We start from the raw sequence: 16,086 nt of genomic DNA on the forward strand, positions 1-16,086 counted from the left end.
GGGGCATGACGATGTGGTTGACGTCGGGCGCCGCCGGCGTTTACGGCTCCACCTGGCGTCGCGAGACCAGCGCCACGTGATCGAGGAAAAGCCGGAAGAGCTGCGACTGGCTGGAAACCTCGAGGCGCTGATAGAGATGCTTACGATGGACCTTGACGGTACCATCGCTGATGCCCAGTTCGCGGGCCGCCGATTTGGTGGAGTGCCCGGCCAGCAGCAGGCGCACGATGTCCCGTTCGCGTGCCGTCAGGCGTTCCCGCCCGAAGCTGTCGAAGGCTTCTGCCACTGGCTCCCGCTCGGCCAGGCACTGGTGAAAGCGATGTTCCTGCCGCTTCCAGTAATCCCTGAGCAGCACTTCCAGCACTGGCGATATATGGCGTAACGCCAGCATGTCCCGGCGGGTGATCCGTGGGGCATCGTCGCGAAACCCCAGTGACACTACCATGACGACGTCCGTGTCGACCCGGGCGAACAAGCCGATCTCGTCGCTGAGTCCCAGGGCGCGATAGTAGTGATGATAGTAGTCGCTGTTCTCGAAACGGTCCGGGGCCAGCTCGCGTAGCCGGTGTGCGCCACTCTCCAGCCCGTCATGGACGGCCTTGAAGAAAGGATCCAGCAGAAAGGCCTGGTTCAAATAGCGTTCGATGCCTTGTTGGCGCTGCGCTGGCGGGTAATTGTCGTGAATCAGCAGCGGTCGCCGTTGTCCTTTGTAGGTATTGATCAGGATGGTGTCGAAACCGACCAGCTCGCGCAGCGTCTGCTCCAGCAGAAGTGGAAAGCCGCTGCCGGCGACGCCTTGGAACAGGCGGGCCAGATGATGGTGCCAGGCCAGGCTGGCTGCGTTGGCGAGGTGGTCGGTCGGTGTCACGACAAAATAGCCTAGACCCTGAGCAGAAGGTGTTCGCGCTCCCAGGAGCTGATCACCTGGAAATACTCGCGGTGCTCAGCGCGCTTGACCGCCAGGTAACTGTTGGTGAAACGCTCGCCGAGTATCTCGGCCAGTGGTTGACACGCGCTCAGCATATCCAGCGCCGGGCGAATATCGTCAGGCAGCTTGTGGCCGCCGGACCAGGCCGATCCGATCATCGGCGGACGTGGCTCGAGCTGGCCGAGCATGCCGAGATAGCCACAGGCCAGCGAGGCGGCCATGACCAGGTAGGGATTGGCATCGGCCCCGGCCAGGCGATTCTCGACCCGAGTCGCCTCGGGCGTCGAGACCGGCACTCGCAGGCCCACGGTGCGGTTGTCGGTACCCCACTCGACGTTGGTCGGTGCCGAGCCACTGGTCTCGGTACGCATCAGCCGGCGGTAGGAGTTGACGTTGGGTGCCAGTAGCGGCATGGCCGACGGCAGGTAGTGTTGCAGTCCGCCGATGAATTGCTGGAACAGTCGGCTGGACTTGCCGTTTTCGCCAGTGAATAGATTATCACCGGATTCGGCGTCCAGCAGGCTCTGGTGGAGGTGCATCGAACTGCCTGGCTCGTTGGCCATCGGTTTGGCCATGAAGGTGGCATACATGCCGTGGCGCAGTGCCGTTTCACGCAGGGCGCGCTTGAACATCACCACTTGATCAGCCAGCTTGAGCGGATCGCCGTGCTGGAAATTGACTTCCATCTGCCCGGCACCTTCCTCGTGGATCAGGGTGTCCAGATCGAGGTCCATGGCGTCGCAGTAGTCGTACATCTCCTCGAAAAGGGGGTCGAACTCGTTGACCGCATCGATGGAGAACGATTGGCGACTGCTTTCCTGGCGGCCATTGCGGCCGATAGGCGGCTCCAGGGGGTAGTCGGAGTCGGTATTGGTCTTGACCAGAAAGAACTCGACTTCCGGAGCGACGACCGGCTTCCAGCCGCGCGCTTCGTAGAAAGAGAGCACGCGTTTGAGCACGTGACGTGGAGAGAGCTCCACCGGTTCTCCGGTCAGATAGTGGCAATCGTGGATGATCTGCGCCGTGGCATCATCGGCCCAGGGCACCAGGAAGATGGCATTGGGATCGGGGACCAGCTCCATGTCCCGCTCGGCCGGGTTCCAGAAGTGGATGTCATCGTCGTCGGGATAGCCGCCGGTGACGGTCTGGATGAAGATCGAGTCCGGCAGTCGTGGACGACCGCCACCTAGATACTTGCCTGCGGGCATGATCTTGCCCTTGAGAATGCCGGTGAGATCGGTGACCAGGCACTCGACCTCGGTAATGCCGTGAGTCTGGAACCAGTCGTTGAAATGGGGGTGTTCCTGGCGGTTACTCATGGGGTTTCCTTGCTCTGCAAATGAGACCCCGACCGCGTGGTCGGGGCCCGTTGTCTCAGCGTGCCTGAACTTCTGACCACAACTGTTGGAAGATCTGCAGTTGCTCGCCCTCGAGACTGGGCGTGAAATGCAGCCGCTTCATGTCTTCTTCCGATGGCTGAATCGGGGGTTGGGTCAGTATCTCGTCGAGATAGGGCTGAGCCGCCGCATTGGGGCTGGCGTAGTAGTTGTAATTGGAGAGCTGCGCGCCGATCTTGGCATCGAGGATGAAGTTGATGAACTTGTGTGCCAGGTCAGGATTGGGCGCCTTGGAAGGGATCAGCATGGTATCGACCCACATCTCGGTGCCTTCGTCGGGAATCATGAACTCGATGTTCTTGAAAGCTTCCGGGTTTTCCTGGCGGTAGAACAGGTAGTCACCGTTGTAGCTCATGGCGACGTGCGTCACGCCGCGCGAGAGTTGCTGCAGGCTCGGGGTGCCGTCGACGAAGCCACTGAAATTGTTGCGATTCTTGGTCTCGATGAGCAGCCTGGCGGCTTCCTTCCAGGCCTGGGTGTCGGTGCAGTCATAGCCGTGGCCCAGATAGGCGCAGGCGCCGCCCATGCTCACCTGCCCATCGCCCATCAGTGCGAAGGGGAAGCTCGGGTTGACCTCGGGATCGAACATCAGCGACCAGCTCTTGGGCGCGTCGGGGAATGTCTCGGTGTTGTACACCAGGCCGGTCACGCCCCATTGGTAGGGGGCCGAATAGGCGCTCTGGGGGTCATAGCTGGGGTTCTTGAACTGCTCCATGACATTGTCCAAGTTGGGAATCTTGGACTTGTCGAGCTTCTGTACCATGCCGGTCTCGATCAGCCGTGGCACGTAGTAGTTGGACGGCACGATGATATCGTATTGTGAGACCCCGCCAGCATTGAGTTTGGCGAACATCTCGGGGAGCGAGTTGTAGTAGTTTTGCACCACCTCGGCATCGTATTTCTCCTCGAAGGCCGTGATGATGGCCGGGTCCATGTACTGGGTCCAGTTGAACAGGTACAGCTTGTTGTCTTCCTGGGCCTGAACGCCGCCGGCGAGCAATAGGCTCCCGAGTGCAGCGGCGATCCTTGTGGTCATTGTTCTCATCGTTTCGCTCTCCTTGGGTGCTACATTTCGTTGGTGCTACATCGTTTTGACAGGACGCGCCTAACGGCGGCCCTGCCGGTTGAACAGCATGCTGAGTACCGCGGCCAGGGCCACTGCACCGATCATCAGGGTGGCGATCGCGTTGATCTCGGGCGTCACCCCTTTCTTGATGGCGCTCCAGATGTAGATCGGCAAGGTGGCGCTCTCCGGTCCGGCGGTGAAGAAACTGATCACGAAGTCGTCGATCGACAGTGTAAACGACAGGAAAAAGGCGGAAATCAACGCCGGCTTGATGGTCGGCACCATGAAGTGCACCACGCGCTTGAGCGGCGACGCATAGAGGTCCTTGGCGGCTTCGAACAGCGTCGGGTCGAGGCCCACGAAGCGCGAGTAGACGATCAGCGCCACGAAGGGAATCTGGAACGTCACATGCGCGATGATCATGGTGCCAAGTCCGGGTTGCAGCAGACCGGTCCAGGCGTGGATCTGTACGAAAAAGGCCATCTCGGAGATGCCGAAGACGATATCCGGCAGCACGATCGGCAGGTAGATCAGCACGATCAGCCAGCCCAGCTTGCGGTGGCGATGGCGATACATCCCGTAGCCGATCAAGCAACCGATGACCAGTGCCACGATCGAGGAACTGACCGCTAGCACCAGGCTGTTGCCGAAGGCATTGATGATTTGCTCGTTGTCGAACAGACGGCGATACCAGGCCAGCGAAAAGCGTTCGAAAATGGCCGTGCTGTTGGCCGAATTGAAGGAAAACAGCACGATCACGAAGAGCGGCACGTAGAGGAAGAACAATGTCACCCACCAGATGCCGGCGAGGCCGCGCGTAAGCGTTCGTTTTCTCATATCACCACCTCTTCACCGCCGCCCAGGCGCTTGCCGATGCGCCGCATGGCGAACAGGCCGATGAAGGTCGCGATCAACATCAAGATCGCCCCGGCGGCGCCCAGCGGCCAATTGGAACTCTCGGCGAACTGGTTGGCGACCAGGTTGCCGAGCATCATGCCCTTGCCGCCGCCAAGCAGCTCGGGAATCACGTACATGCCGAAGGCCGGGATCGCCACCAGCACCGTGCCGGCCAGAAGCCCGGGCAGCGTCTGCGGGAAGACGGCGTGCCAGAAGGCTCGAATCGGGTTGGCATACAGATCCTGAGCGGCTTCTACCTGGGCGGTGTCGAGTTTTTCGAAGGCAGCGTAGAGCGGCAGCACCATGAACGGCAGGAAGTTATAGACGAGCCCCAGGGTGACCGCGAAGTTGGAGGGATACAGGCCCATATGGGGACCGATCAGGCCCAGTGCATCGGCGAGATCGGAAAGCGGTGTGCCGGGTGCCAACAAGTTCATCCAGCCGAAGGCGCGAATGACCTGATTGGTCCATGATGGCACGACGACCAGCAGCAGCAGGATCGGCCGCCACTTCTCGCGGCAGGTCGTGATGTAGTAGGCCACGGGGTAGGCAATGATCACCACCAGTGCCGTCGACACCAGGGTCTGCCAAAGCGAACGTAGCAGGGTGTAGAGGTTGCCCGGGCTCCAGCCTAGAAAGCCGAAGCCGGCCAGGCGCTCGAAGGAGGCCAGTGACAAAGGCATCTGCGGCAGGCCATAGGGGCCGTTGGTCATGAAGGCCACGCCCATCAGGTACGCGCTGGGCAACACCAGGAAGATGAAGATCCATACCGCGCCGGGTGCCACGCTGAACAGCAGGTGCCGGGTTTCGCTGACTACCGCCCGGCGTCGCCATGCCATGGGGGATGATTGCAGCATATCGCTTCTCCTTAGGCCGCGACGCGAACCAGATCTTCCGGGCAGACGCTGATCGTCACTCGGTCGCCGATGTTGTGCATGCGTTGGCCGAGATTGCTGGCCACCGCCATCAGTGATCGGCCGTTGACGGTCAGGCGGTATTCGATGCGGCTGCCGCGATAGAGCCGTTCCGCGACCGTACCCTGCAGCCGGTTGTAGCCCTCGGGGATCTCGCCGTCGAGCTCCAGAGTCTCCGGACGGATCAACAGCCAGCCGTCCTGAGCGTCGCGTTGCTCGGCGGGATCGAGCCGCAGCCGGCCCAGCTCGGTGTCCACCCAATCGTCCTCGGCGGCGCTGATGGCAAACAGGTTGTCATGGCCCATGAAGTGGGCCACGAAGGCGTTGACGGGGTGCTCGTAGACCTCGTCGGGGGTCCCTACCTGCTGAATGGTGCCGCCATTGAGCACGGCGATGCGATCGGACATGACCATCGCTTCCTGCTGATCGTGGGTCACGAACACGAAGGTCATGCCGAGTCGCTTCTGTACCCGCAGTAGTTCCACCTGAAGTTGGCTGCGCAGCCCGGCGTCCAGTGCCGAGAGTGGCTCGTCGAGCAGCAGCACATCGGGCTCGCAGATCAGTGCCCGCGCCAATGCGATGCGCTGGCGCTGTCCCCCCGAGAGCTGGTCGACATGGCGATCGACAAGGTCACCGAGCTTGATGAATTCAGCGATTTCGTCGACCTTGGCCTGGCGTTCGGCGGTTTTCATGCCGCGCATCTTGAGACCGAAGGCCAGGTTTTCGCGGACCGACAGATGTGGGAAGAGCGCATAGGACTGGAAGACGGTATTGACGCTGCGTTGATGAGGGGGCACTTCGGTGATGTTCTTGCCACCCACTACCAGCGACCCGGCCTCCGGTTCTTCAAGGCCGGCGAGGATGCGCAGCAGGGTGGTCTTGCCGCAGCCGGATGGCCCCAGCAGGGTAAAGAATTCGCCGGCCCGGATGTTCAGGTCGACCCCGTCGAGTGCCACGGTATCGCGCCCGAAGCGCTTGTGCAGTCCCTGCATCTCGATCGAAGACGCCTTGCGATTCGCCCCGTCGCGTTCACCCGTGGTCGGGTGAGCGCTCGAGTGGTCGGCAATCTCCGCCGTCATGTTCTCGCTCATGGGGATACCCCTTTTCTTGTTGATGGCCTCAGAGCCGGTCGCGAAGTTTGTAGAAATGAGTCGCCAGCACCAGCAGCGGCTTGCGTAGAGCACGACCGCCCGGGAACTGACGGTGCGGTATGGCGGCGAAGACATCGAAGCGTTCACTTTGGCCGGCGATGGTCTCGGCCATCAGCTTGCCGGCCAGTCCTGCCATGGCCATACCGTGGCCGGAATAGCCTTGGGCATAGTAGAAATTATCGTCTAGACGGCCGAAATCGGGAGCCCGGTTGAGAGTAATCGCGACATCGCCCCCCCAGCGGTACTCGATGGGCAAGCCGTTGAGAACAGGGAATAGCCGGGCGATCTTGGCATCCATGCGTGCCTGGAGTCGCGGTGGCTCGCGGCCATCGTAGCTGACCTCGCCACCGTAAATCAGGCGTCGGTCGGCGCTGAGGCGATAATAGTCGAGGACAAAGTTGGCGTCGGCCAGGGCATCGTTCTGCGGCAGTACCTCTGCTGCCTGTGCCTCGCTTAACGGTGCGGTGGCGATCATATAGTTAGCGGCCCGCATGGTGCGGCCGGAGAGTTCCGGGACCAGGTCGCCGTGATAGGCATTGGTGGCCAGCACCACGAAGTCCGCCGTTACGTGTCCTCGCTCGGTGGTGACCGTGGCAGGATGGCCGCGCTGGATCGTGCGCGCGGCGCTATGGGCATGCACGCGTACTCCGGCACGCTGTGCCGCGCGGGCCAGGCCCAGCGTATAGTTGAGTGGATGAAGATGGCCGCCTTCGCGGTCGTATAGGGCCGCCGGGTAGGCATCGGTGACGACATGCTCGCGCAGGGGGGCGCCTTGCAACCACTCGAGCGCCTCGTAGCCGTAATCACGCGCCATCTGCTCGTGGAAGGCTGCGAGCTCCTTGACGTGACGGGGCTTGACCGCCGCGTGCAGGTAGCCCCAGGCCAGTTCGCAGGGAATGGCATGACGCTCGATCAACGAGGCGGTCAGGCGCACCGCCTCGCGACTCATTTCCCATATCTCGCGGGCACGGGACAACCCGAGGGCCTGCTGGATGGTGGTGATGTCGGTCCCCAGCCCCGGCAGGATCTGTCCACCGCTGCGTCCGGAGGCCCCATGACCAATGTCGCCGGCTTCGAGCAATACCACCGAATAGCCAAGCTCGGCCAAGTGCAGGGCCGTCGAGCAGCCGGTGACCCCACCGCCGATCACGCAAACATCAGCCCGGGTATCGCCTTCCAGCGGCTGAGTGGGGGCTAATTCCACGGCGATGGAGGCTCGGTACCACGAAGCGGGTGTGTTGGAGTCGGCACTGCACATAGATTTCATCCGGTTATTTTGTAGAATTATTCATGCGAATATTGAGAAATGCTTTCGTTGTCCATTGCGTTAGTGACCGGTCTTAAAGAATCACACTCCGAGCTTATCGCGCAGGTTGTAGTACCAGGCACCCAGGGTGGTCAGCGGAATTCGCATCCCGCGTCCTCCGGGGAACGAGCGCTGAGGTAATTGAGCGAAAATATCGAAGCGTTCCGCCTGCCCCTGAATCGCGTCACTGATCACTTTGCCCGCCAAGTGGGTGCAGGTGATGCCATGGCCGCTATACCCTTGCGCGTAGTAGATGTTCGTCCCTATGCGCCCGAACTGGGGCAACCGGGTCAGCGTCAACAGGAAATTACCGGTCCAGGCAAAGTCCACTTTCACGTCTTTCAGCTCTGGGAACGTCTTGAGCATCTTCGGCATTATTAGCGCTTCGACTTTTTCCGGCTCGCGGGCGCCGTAGGTGACGCCGCCGCCATAGATCATTCGCCCATCGCCGGACAGGCGGAAATAGTCAAGAAGGTAATTGCCGTCCTCGACGCAGTTGTCTTTGGGAAGCAAACGTCGCTGCACATCGTTCGGTAGGGGAGCGGTGGCGATGATCTGGGTACCGCACGGGATGGCCTTGGATTCCAGTGTTGGCAGTAGTCCATTGAGGTAGGCGTTGCCGGCAATCAGGACGTAGTCTGCTTCAACGCTGCCTTCCTCGGTATGGACGACCGGTTTGTCGCCTTCATCAACCCGCAGTGCCGTCGAGTTTTCGTAGATGGTTCCGCCCAGGGATTCCAGAGCGGCGGCTTCACCGAGTACCAGGTTCAGTGGGTGAAAATGCCCACCGCTATGATCGATCAGGCCGCCTGCATAGCGTTTGCTCCCTACGTATTGCTGGATGGCATGTTCGTCGAGCAGCTCCAATTGTTCATGGCCGTGGCTTTCCCAGAGTCTCTTTTTCGCGACCAGCTCATCGAACTGCTTGCCGTTGCAAGCGGCGAAAATACCGCCTTCCTTCAAGTCACATTGGATATCATATTCTTTGACGAAACGACGCAGGATACGCCCTCCCTCGAAGGCCATCCGACCCATTTCGGCACCCACCTCTTGACCGTAATGGTGCTCGATAAAGTCGATATCGCGACTGTAACTGTTGACTATCTGGCCGCCGTTACGTCCGGACGCGCCGAAACCGATACGGTTGCTTTCCAGGATGACGACGGTGTAGCCCTTCTCGGCCATGTGAAGGGCTGTAGACATGCCGGTAAAGCCAGCGCCGACGATGCAGATGTCCGCCTTTACGTGCCCCTGAAGGGCCGGACGTACGCGCTTGTCATTGGCGGACGCCGCGTAATAGGAATGAGGATGAGACGTTGCCTGCACGGTTTGCTCCCGAACCATCGTTGTATCGACCAGCTTTGGTTAAATGTTGGCCTTTTGAGTCTTAGCTTGAGATAACGTTACGAAGGAGGCCCAACCTTGTGCTATACCCCCTCGGGTATATTTTACGAGCAGTCATGCGAAGGCCCCCGAGTTTCTCAGCAGAAGAGAAAGTGTCATTTATCACGTCATGCCTGAACGTGAAAGTCCGCACTGGCATCTTTCATGGACGGCTAAATAAATAATCGCTTGCATGAATGGGGTTTCATGAGGCGCCATGGCGGTATAACGAATCCGCCATCTTCGATATAGGATCACTAATGGCTCGCGCTCCCTTCGAACTTGCCGGTACGCGTATTCCGCCCGGCAGCCGGGCACAAATCGATGTCCCGGTGGCCAAGCTGTACACCCATGCACCCTTGCATATTCCTGTCGAGGTCGTGCATGGCCGTCGACCGGGGCCGGTGCTGCTGGTGTGCGGCGCCATCCACGGTGACGAGATCAATGGCGTCGAGATCGTGCGCCGCACGTTGCGGCTGGCATCGCTATCGCGCTTGCGGGGTACGCTGATTGCGGTCCCGATCGTCAATGTCTTCGGTTTCGTGCAGCAGACACGTTATCTGCCTGACCGGCGTGACTTGAATCGCTGTTTTCCGGGCAGCGAGGTCGGCTCGCTGGGCTCGCGCGTCGCGTCGCTGTTTCGCGAGCAGATCGTCGAGCTGGCGACGCACATCGTCGATCTACATACCGGCGCCATTCATCGCACCAACCTTCCGCAGGTGCGGGCACAACTCCAGGCGCGACCCGAGACACAGGCCATGGCCGAGGCGTTTGGGGTCCCGGTGATTCTCAATGCCGAGCTGCGCGAAGGGAGCCTACGGGAATATGCGCAGTCACGCGATGTGCCGGTTCTCACCTATGAAGCTGGCGAGGCGTTGCGTTTCGACGAGTGGGCGATCGCGCCGGGTGTGAGAGGCGTGCAGCGGGTCATGCGTTTGCTGGGCATGCTGCCTGCCGACCGGCGTCGGCATGCGCCTGCCGTGGCGGAAGTCGCCAATGGTTCGAGCTGGGCGCGCTCGCCCATCGATGGCATTCTACGGCCCCGTGCCCGGCTGGGCACGCGGGTGGCACGGGGCGATGTGCTGGGGCGCGTTGCCGATCCGTTCGGTAACGCCGAGCAGGAGGTGCTCGCCAACGCCGACGGTATCATTATCGGCATGAGCAACTTGCCCTTGGCCAACGAGGGCGAAGCGTTGTTTCATGTGGCGCGCTTCGATGAAATCGAAGAAGCCGAGAACGCCGTCGAAACCTTTCATTCCGATTTCGAGACGCGCCAGGAGCTATAGCGTTGGCTCAGGCAACGGCGTTGATGGGCTGTGGCTCACGTACCTTGGCCAGTGCCTCGTCGAACACTTCGAGTCCGGCGCCGTCGCGGTGGGCATTCTCCGACAGATGCCGCCGAAACTGACGTCCGCCGGGGCAGCCCTGAAACAGGCCGAGCAGGTGTCGGGTGATGTGGTTCAGCTTGGCACCCGCCGCCAAACGCTCGGCGATGTAGGGACGGAAAGCGCGTGCGGCTGCATGGCGGCTGCTCGTGGGCGAGGCACTGTCGTAGATGGCGGCATCCACGCCGGCCAGTAGCCAGGGGTTCTGATATGCCTCACGCCCGATCATCACGCTATCGACGACATCGAGATGTGCCTGGCATGCGTCCAGTGTCTTGATGCCGCCGTTGATGCCGATATGAAGATCGGGATGCTGTCCCTTGAGACGATGCACACGTGAATAATTGAGCGGCGGTACGTCGCGATTTTCCTTGGGCGAAAGCCCTTCCAGCCAGGCCTTGCGGGCATGCACGATGAATACCCTGCAGCCGGCATCGGCGACGCGTTCGATGAAGCGCGCCAGATCGGCGTCCTCGTCCTGCTCGTCGATGCCGATGCGGCACTTGACCGTGACCGGGATCGAGACCGCTGCCTGCATGGCGCTGACTGCCGCGGCCACCTTATCCGGATGTTCCATCAGGCAGGCGCCGATCAGGTTGTTCTGCACCCGGTCGCTGGGGCAGCCGACATTCAGGTTGACCTCGTCGTAGCCCCATTCCTCGGCGATGGCGGCGCATTCCGCCAGTGCAGCAGGATCGCTGCCGCCGAGTTGCAACGCCAACGGATGCTCGACATCGCTATGTCCCAGAAAGCGTTCGCGTGGCGAGCCGTGCAGAATCGCCCCGGTCGTCACCATCTCGGTATAGAGCAGCGCTTCACGCGTCAGCGTGCGAGCGAAGGCGCGGTAGTCGCGGGTCGTCCAATCCATCATCGGGGCCACGGAAAATCGGCGGGCCCGCGCTAGCGAGTCTTGCGCTGATTTTTCAACCACTTATGGCCTCCTGTGCATGAAATTGACGGACAATGATACGCGGGTAATGGTCGCGTATTGTACGTCATACGGATGGCTCGGCAATATCGCTGAGACGAGTTCGCCGGCGCCCGTGCGAGTAGAGGACCCTGAGGCGATTCGCGTTACATTCTGGAACATGAAATCGGCGTTGTTTGATGCAGATTATTTTTACTGCGGGAGGTCTTCTGCCATGGTGATGTCGTCCGCCACGGAAGGGCGGAGGGCAAGGAAGCTAGGTAGAAAGGACGCCTAGGTAGGCATGGAGGCACGGACAGGACGTTCGTGATGACTGCAAGGAAAGGCAGATTTGTATAAAAGCCCGGCCAGTATTGGTCGGGCTTTTTTTGTCTCAGGGAGACTGGCGACGCTGGTCTCTGAGTTCGCGTTGCGAGTCTTCCAGACGGCGCTGAGAACGTTCGAGTTGACGCTCTTGCTGCAGGCGCTCATCGAAGCGCTCACGGCGACGTTCGCTGTGGTCCAGGGAGTGGCGACGTTCGATGATGGTGGCGCGGTCGCTGCTGATATCGCGTTGCAATTTATTGCGTTGTCGACTGTCGCTGAGCGAGTCGCTCTGGTCTGGGGCATCGGCCAGTACTGGCCATGTCAGCACGCAGAGTGTTACCAGCAATATGGCTTTTACCATGAGGCCTCCTAACGATGAGGGTATTCGTCAGTATGGACCATGGTGTGTCGTTGGGGATTCCCCCGGACGATCGGAGGTGTTTAGAACGGGACCTCCCCATGACATTGTTGCCAACGCGCCTGAAGGCGTCCTGTGATGTGAAAGGGAAGCGGCTTATTCGAGTCGACGATGGTGTGGTGCGTATCGTCACCGATTCGCAACGTCCCCGGTGCCAACTGGCTCAAATGCTGGATAGTCAGCGCATGGCGCCACTCGAGTAGGTAAAGTCCTTCCCATTGAAAGTGCGAGGTGGGAAGAATGGCGGCGATATCGCCCTTCTCGAGATAAGCGAACGTCTCGCCTGCGGCTGGTGTCACCAAGAAGCACTCGCGAACGAGGGCGTCGATGGCGGAGCCCGAGGCCGCTAGAGGCGTCGCGAGCGTGTGAGCTTTCCAGGGTACTGGAGGCGTGGCATGTAATGTCAAAAGGCGTACGTCGCCGGTCACTTCTTCAGCGCTGCGTTGAGAAGCGACGCTGGTGGCGTCCTCGAGTAATCGTTCGAGGGGACAATTCAGTGCCTCGGTCAGTGCGATGAGCCGCTCGTGTCCGACTTGCTTGATCGTGCCGGATTCCCAATAGGAAATCGTGACGTCCGATACGCCGACACGTCTAGCCAAGGCAGCCTTGCTCAAGCCGGCATCTATCCTTAGCTGCTTGATCCGGGGTCCCAATGCGTCCATGTAAAGATCTCGCCATAAGGTGAACGCGTTAGCATATCCAGCCAATGCCAAAGTATGTTTCGGGTTGAGGCATTGTCGATATTTTAGGGTTTTCCTCTAATCGGCTGTCTGGTCAGCGATAAAAAACACGCATGTCCCCATCAGGTTGACTGTCCGCTCCGAGGGAAGGTGACAATAGGCGAACAGGCGCTAACTGCTCCGTGTAGAAGGCACATGGCGTAAGGAAAAGACTTTTTACTGAAGGCACCACGCCGCATCCTTGGGCCAGAAACCATCGTGCGCCGGTAGCGTGCGTGTGGCAATCTTTTAGGGTTTACCTCTAAGCGGCTGCCTCGTCCGCGATAAAAAAGCACGCACGTGGCCAGAGCGACATCACGTTGATCGCTCGCTCCGCAAGGGGGAGGGGGTAAGAATAGGCGAAAAGGCGCCAGCCGCTCCGAAGAGCAGGCACATGGCGCAAAGAAAAAGCTTTTTCACTGAAGGCGCCACCCAGCGCCCTTGGGCCAGAAGCCATCGTGCGCCGGTAGCGTGCGCGTGGCAATTCCGCTGAGAAAAGGCCACGCATGCCGGGAGCGATAGATCGCTTGCCCGAGCGCGATCAGTATAGGCAGTCGGTCTTTGCGTAATAAGAGGGTACAATCGAAAACTAGTGTTTCTGTTTTGGAAACTGGTATGTCGGAGTATCTTTACCGTGACGACACTGGATGCATTGCGTGTCTTCGTCGAGGTCGTGCGTGCGGGCAGTTTTACTGCAGCGGCGCGGCGTCTGAGTATTTCCAAGTCGCTGGCGTCCAAGCGCGTGGCGGCGCTCGAGGATGAGTTGAGTGTCAGTCTCCTCAATCGCTCGACGCGCTCGCTGCGTCTCACGGAAGCTGGACAGATCTATTACGAGCATGGGCTGCGGGTCATCGAAGAGCTGCAGACGGCCGAGGCCCAGGTACAGTCGGTGACGTCGCAACCGCGAGGACAACTCAAGGTCAGTGCCCAAGTGAGCTTCGGGTTCATGTATTTGGCGGCGCCGACCACCGCCTTCATGCGCCGCTATCCCGAGATGTCGGTGGAAATCCTGCTCGAGGATCAGCGTTTCGAGCCCATCGACGAATCCGTGGACCTGGCCATTCGCATGGGGCCGATGCCGCCATCGAGCCTGGTATCGCGTCCGCTTTGCAAAGTGGTCTATGGCTTGTATGCCGCGCCGGATTATTTGGCGCGCGTGGGTCGGCCGTTGCATCCTAAAGATATCGCCGATTTCGACACGGTGTTCTACGGCAATTACGATCTCGGCGCCCACTGGCGCTTTTCGCTCAATGGCCAACCGTTGGATATCGAGCCCAATTCGCGTCTGGTGATCAATAACCTGCTGGGTGTGGTCGAGGCCGCGAAGGCGGGATTCGGCTTGGCTTATCTGCCGACGTTCGCGGCACGCGCGGCGGTGGAGGAGGGGCAACTGACACCGCTCTTGCAACCGTATTGGAACGAACATGGCAGTATGTTGGTGCTGTTCCGCTCGCGTAAGTACCTTCCCGACAAGACGCGGGCCTATTTGGATTTCATCACCGACTGGTTTCGCGAGCACCTGGCGTTGTGATGCCTTGCGTTACATCGAGCTTCGATCTCGTCGGGCGTTTGGCCCGGTGGTGCTGATGCCGGATAGGCGCATGCGTATAATGGTGCCATCGTCAATCACCAATGATCGGGAATTCCATGACCGTACGTACGCGTATCGCACCGTCGCCCACCGGCGATCCCCATGTCGGCACGGCCTATATCGCACTGTTCAACCTATGCTTCGCGCGTCAGCACGGTGGTCAGTTTATCCTGCGCATCGAGGATACGGATCGGGTGCGCTCGACGGCCGAGTCGGAGCAGATGATTCTCGACTCGCTGCGCTGGCTGGGCCTGGAATGGGATGAAGGTCCTGACGTGGGCGGCCCGCATGGGCCTTATCGCCAAAGTGAGCGGGGCGCTATCTACGCGCAATACGCGCAGCAGTTGCTCGACGCGGGGCATGCGTTCAAGTGTTACCGGACCAGCGAGGAGCTCGACGAACTGCGCGAAGCGCGCAAGGCGGCAGGTCTGCACTTAGCACTCAAACCCGCCGATCTAGCGCTTGCCGATGAAGAAGTGGCGCGTCGTGAGCGTGAGCAGTGGCCTTATGTGGTGCGCATGAAAGTACCTGGGGAGGGCAGTTGCGTGGTCAGCGACATGCTGCGTGGCGAGATTGAAGTCGATTGGGCGCAGGTCGACGCCCAGATCCTGCTCAAGTCCGACGGCATGCCGACGTATCACTTGGCCAACGTCGTCGACGACCACTTGATGGGCATCACGCATGTCATGCGCGGAGAGGAGTGGATCAACTCTGCGCCCAAGCACAAGCTCCTGTATGAATATTTCGACTGGCCGATGCCGACACTGTGTCATATGCCTTTGTTGCGCAATCCGGACAAGTCGAAACTTTCCAAGCGCAAGAACCCGACGTCGATCAACTATTATCGCCGCATGGGCTTTTTGCCGCAGGCGGTGACCAACTACCTGGGCCGCATGGGCTGGTCGATGCCCGACGACCGCGAGAAGTTCACCCTCGACGAGATGATGGCGAACTTCGATATCCAGCGTGTGTCGCTGGGTGGGCCCGTGTTCGATCTGGAGAAACTTACCTGGCTCAACGGCGTCTATATTCGCGAGGATCTGGATGATGCGTCCCTGCTGCAGGCGTTGCGTGAGTGGGCTTTTAACGAGGACTATGTCAGCCAGATCCTGCCGCAGGTGCGTCCGCGCATCTCGACGCTGTCCGATGTCATGCCGTTGGCCGGGCATTTCTTTTCCGGCGTCCCGCCGCTCGAGGCGTCCAGCTTCGACGGCATCAAACTGGAGCATGAAACGCTGCTCAAGTTGCTGCAATTCCTGACCTGGCGTCTCGAAGGCGTCTCGCGCTGGGAAAAGGATGCGCTGCTCGAGGAAGTCAAGGCGCTGGCCGAGGCCTTCGACATGAAGATGAAGGCCTTTCTGGCGCCGGTTTTCATCGCGGTGACGGGGAGCGCGACATCGACCTCGGTGTTGGATGCCATGGCCATTCTGGGGTCGGACATGACGCGCGCACGGTTGCGTCATGCCATCGAGGTGCTCGGCGGCGTCTCCAAGAAGCAGGCCAAGCGCTTCGAGAAGGAATATCGGCAGCTGTAAGCTCCAGGGCTTCGCTCGGAGCTGGAAGAGCGGCGCTGCGCGCCTGGAAGAAGGTAGAACGCTGCTACGCAGCTTGAAGCGGGAAGAAAGCGCCAGGTACGGCATTCCTTCTTCCTTCTTCCTGAAAAGTGTTGACGTGGGAGGGGCCGGTCGGTACTATGC

The 16,086-nt window shown here is 60.2% G+C and carries 14 protein-coding genes; 3 read left to right on the forward strand and 11 right to left on the reverse strand.

Annotation, left to right across the window (positions count from 1 at the left end):
• Positions 1–40: 40 nt before the first annotated feature.
• From C8E00_RS00445 to C8E00_RS00480, 8 genes are all read right to left on the reverse strand, one after another.
• The gene (locus tag C8E00_RS00445) at positions 41–868 is read right to left on the reverse strand and encodes a helix-turn-helix domain-containing protein (protein ID WP_133693301.1); all 828 of its coding nucleotides are present in this window, start codon (positions 866–868) and stop codon (positions 41–43) included.
• A gap of 11 nt (positions 869–879) precedes the next feature.
• Positions 880–2,247, reverse strand: coding sequence for a glutamine synthetase family protein (locus C8E00_RS00450; RefSeq protein WP_133693303.1), 1,368 nt, complete (start codon positions 2,245–2,247; stop codon positions 880–882).
• A gap of 55 nt (positions 2,248–2,302) precedes the next feature.
• Positions 2,303–3,370 carry an ABC transporter substrate-binding protein gene (locus tag C8E00_RS00455; protein ID WP_133693305.1) on the reverse strand — a complete coding sequence of 356 codons (1,068 nt, stop codon included), beginning with the start codon at positions 3,368–3,370 and terminating at the stop codon, positions 2,303–2,305.
• Between the two features lie 60 nt (positions 3,371–3,430).
• On the reverse strand, positions 3,431–4,228 hold the full coding sequence (locus tag C8E00_RS00460) for an ABC transporter permease (protein WP_133693307.1): 798 nt from the start codon (positions 4,226–4,228) through the stop codon (positions 3,431–3,433).
• Positions 4,225–5,145, reverse strand: a complete 921-nt coding sequence (locus C8E00_RS00465; RefSeq protein ID WP_133693309.1) for an ABC transporter permease — start codon at positions 5,143–5,145, stop codon at positions 4,225–4,227. The genes C8E00_RS00460 and C8E00_RS00465 overlap by 4 nt, the downstream gene beginning before the upstream one ends.
• An 11-nt stretch (positions 5,146–5,156) precedes the next feature.
• Positions 5,157–6,293: an ABC transporter ATP-binding protein gene (locus C8E00_RS00470; protein ID WP_133693310.1), complete on the reverse strand. Its 1,137-nt coding sequence runs from the start codon at positions 6,291–6,293 to the stop codon at positions 5,157–5,159.
• Positions 6,294–6,321: 28 nt separating this feature from the next.
• Entirely contained in the window at positions 6,322–7,611 is a 1,290-nt protein-coding gene (locus tag C8E00_RS00475) for an NAD(P)/FAD-dependent oxidoreductase (RefSeq protein WP_133693312.1), read from the reverse strand.
• 90 nt (positions 7,612–7,701) lie between these two features.
• A complete protein-coding gene (locus C8E00_RS00480) occupies positions 7,702–8,985 on the reverse strand; it encodes an NAD(P)/FAD-dependent oxidoreductase (protein WP_133693314.1) in 1,284 nt (427 codons plus the stop codon).
• Positions 8,986–9,302: 317 nt separating this feature from the next.
• Here C8E00_RS00480 and C8E00_RS00485 point away from each other — a divergent pair, with 317 nt between their 5' ends.
• Positions 9,303–10,328 carry a succinylglutamate desuccinylase/aspartoacylase family protein gene (locus C8E00_RS00485; RefSeq protein WP_133693316.1) on the forward strand — a complete coding sequence of 342 codons (1,026 nt, stop codon included), beginning with the start codon at positions 9,303–9,305 and terminating at the stop codon, positions 10,326–10,328.
• 7 nt (positions 10,329–10,335) lie between these two features.
• Here C8E00_RS00485 and dusA read toward each other — a convergent pair whose 3' ends face one another.
• From dusA to C8E00_RS00500, 3 genes are all read right to left on the reverse strand, one after another.
• Positions 10,336–11,358: a tRNA dihydrouridine(20/20a) synthase DusA gene (gene dusA, locus C8E00_RS00490; protein ID WP_279586097.1), complete on the reverse strand. Its 1,023-nt coding sequence runs from the start codon at positions 11,356–11,358 to the stop codon at positions 10,336–10,338.
• A gap of 370 nt (positions 11,359–11,728) precedes the next feature.
• On the reverse strand, positions 11,729–12,022 hold the full coding sequence (locus C8E00_RS00495; RefSeq protein WP_133693319.1) for a hypothetical protein: 294 nt from the start codon (positions 12,020–12,022) through the stop codon (positions 11,729–11,731).
• Positions 12,023–12,102: 80 nt separating this feature from the next.
• A complete protein-coding gene (locus tag C8E00_RS00500; RefSeq protein WP_133693321.1) occupies positions 12,103–12,741 on the reverse strand; it encodes a helix-turn-helix domain-containing protein in 639 nt (212 codons plus the stop codon).
• A gap of 691 nt (positions 12,742–13,432) precedes the next feature.
• Between C8E00_RS00500 and C8E00_RS00505 the strand changes: the two genes are divergently transcribed.
• Together C8E00_RS00505 and gltX are read left to right on the forward strand one after the other, a co-directional pair.
• Complete coding sequence (locus tag C8E00_RS00505; protein WP_133693323.1) at positions 13,433–14,329, forward strand: LysR family transcriptional regulator; 897 nt, start codon at positions 13,433–13,435, stop codon at positions 14,327–14,329.
• A gap of 116 nt (positions 14,330–14,445) precedes the next feature.
• Positions 14,446–15,924: a glutamate--tRNA ligase gene (gene gltX, locus C8E00_RS00510; protein WP_133693325.1), complete on the forward strand. Its 1,479-nt coding sequence runs from the start codon at positions 14,446–14,448 to the stop codon at positions 15,922–15,924.
• Positions 15,925–16,086 lie beyond the last annotated feature (162 nt).

The sequence above is a fragment of the Chromohalobacter marismortui genome (genome assembly GCF_004364315.1).
Taxonomy (GTDB): Bacteria; Pseudomonadota; Gammaproteobacteria; order Pseudomonadales; family Halomonadaceae; genus Chromohalobacter; species Chromohalobacter marismortui.

Coding starts and splice junctions, on each gene's coding strand:
- C8E00_RS00450 (WP_133693303.1), bottom strand. CDS start 2,247: ATGAGTAACCGCCAGGAACACCCCCATTTCAACGACTGGTTCCAGACT.
- C8E00_RS00455 (WP_133693305.1), bottom strand. CDS start 3,370: ATGAGAACAATGACCACAAGGATCGCCGCTGCACTCGGGAGCCTATTG.
- C8E00_RS00460 (WP_133693307.1), bottom strand. CDS start 4,228: ATGAGAAAACGAACGCTTACGCGCGGCCTCGCCGGCATCTGGTGGGTG.
- C8E00_RS00465 (WP_133693309.1), bottom strand. CDS start 5,145: ATGCTGCAATCATCCCCCATGGCATGGCGACGCCGGGCGGTAGTCAGC.
- C8E00_RS00470 (WP_133693310.1), bottom strand. CDS start 6,293: ATGAGCGAGAACATGACGGCGGAGATTGCCGACCACTCGAGCGCTCAC.
- C8E00_RS00475 (WP_133693312.1), bottom strand. CDS start 7,611: ATGTGCAGTGCCGACTCCAACACACCCGCTTCGTGGTACCGAGCCTCC.
- C8E00_RS00485 (WP_133693316.1), top strand. CDS start 9,303: ATGGCTCGCGCTCCCTTCGAACTTGCCGGTACGCGTATTCCGCCCGGC.
- C8E00_RS00495 (WP_133693319.1), bottom strand. CDS start 12,022: ATGGTAAAAGCCATATTGCTGGTAACACTCTGCGTGCTGACATGGCCA.
- C8E00_RS00500 (WP_133693321.1), bottom strand. CDS start 12,741: ATGGACGCATTGGGACCCCGGATCAAGCAGCTAAGGATAGATGCCGGC.
- gltX (WP_133693325.1), top strand. CDS start 14,446: ATGACCGTACGTACGCGTATCGCACCGTCGCCCACCGGCGATCCCCAT.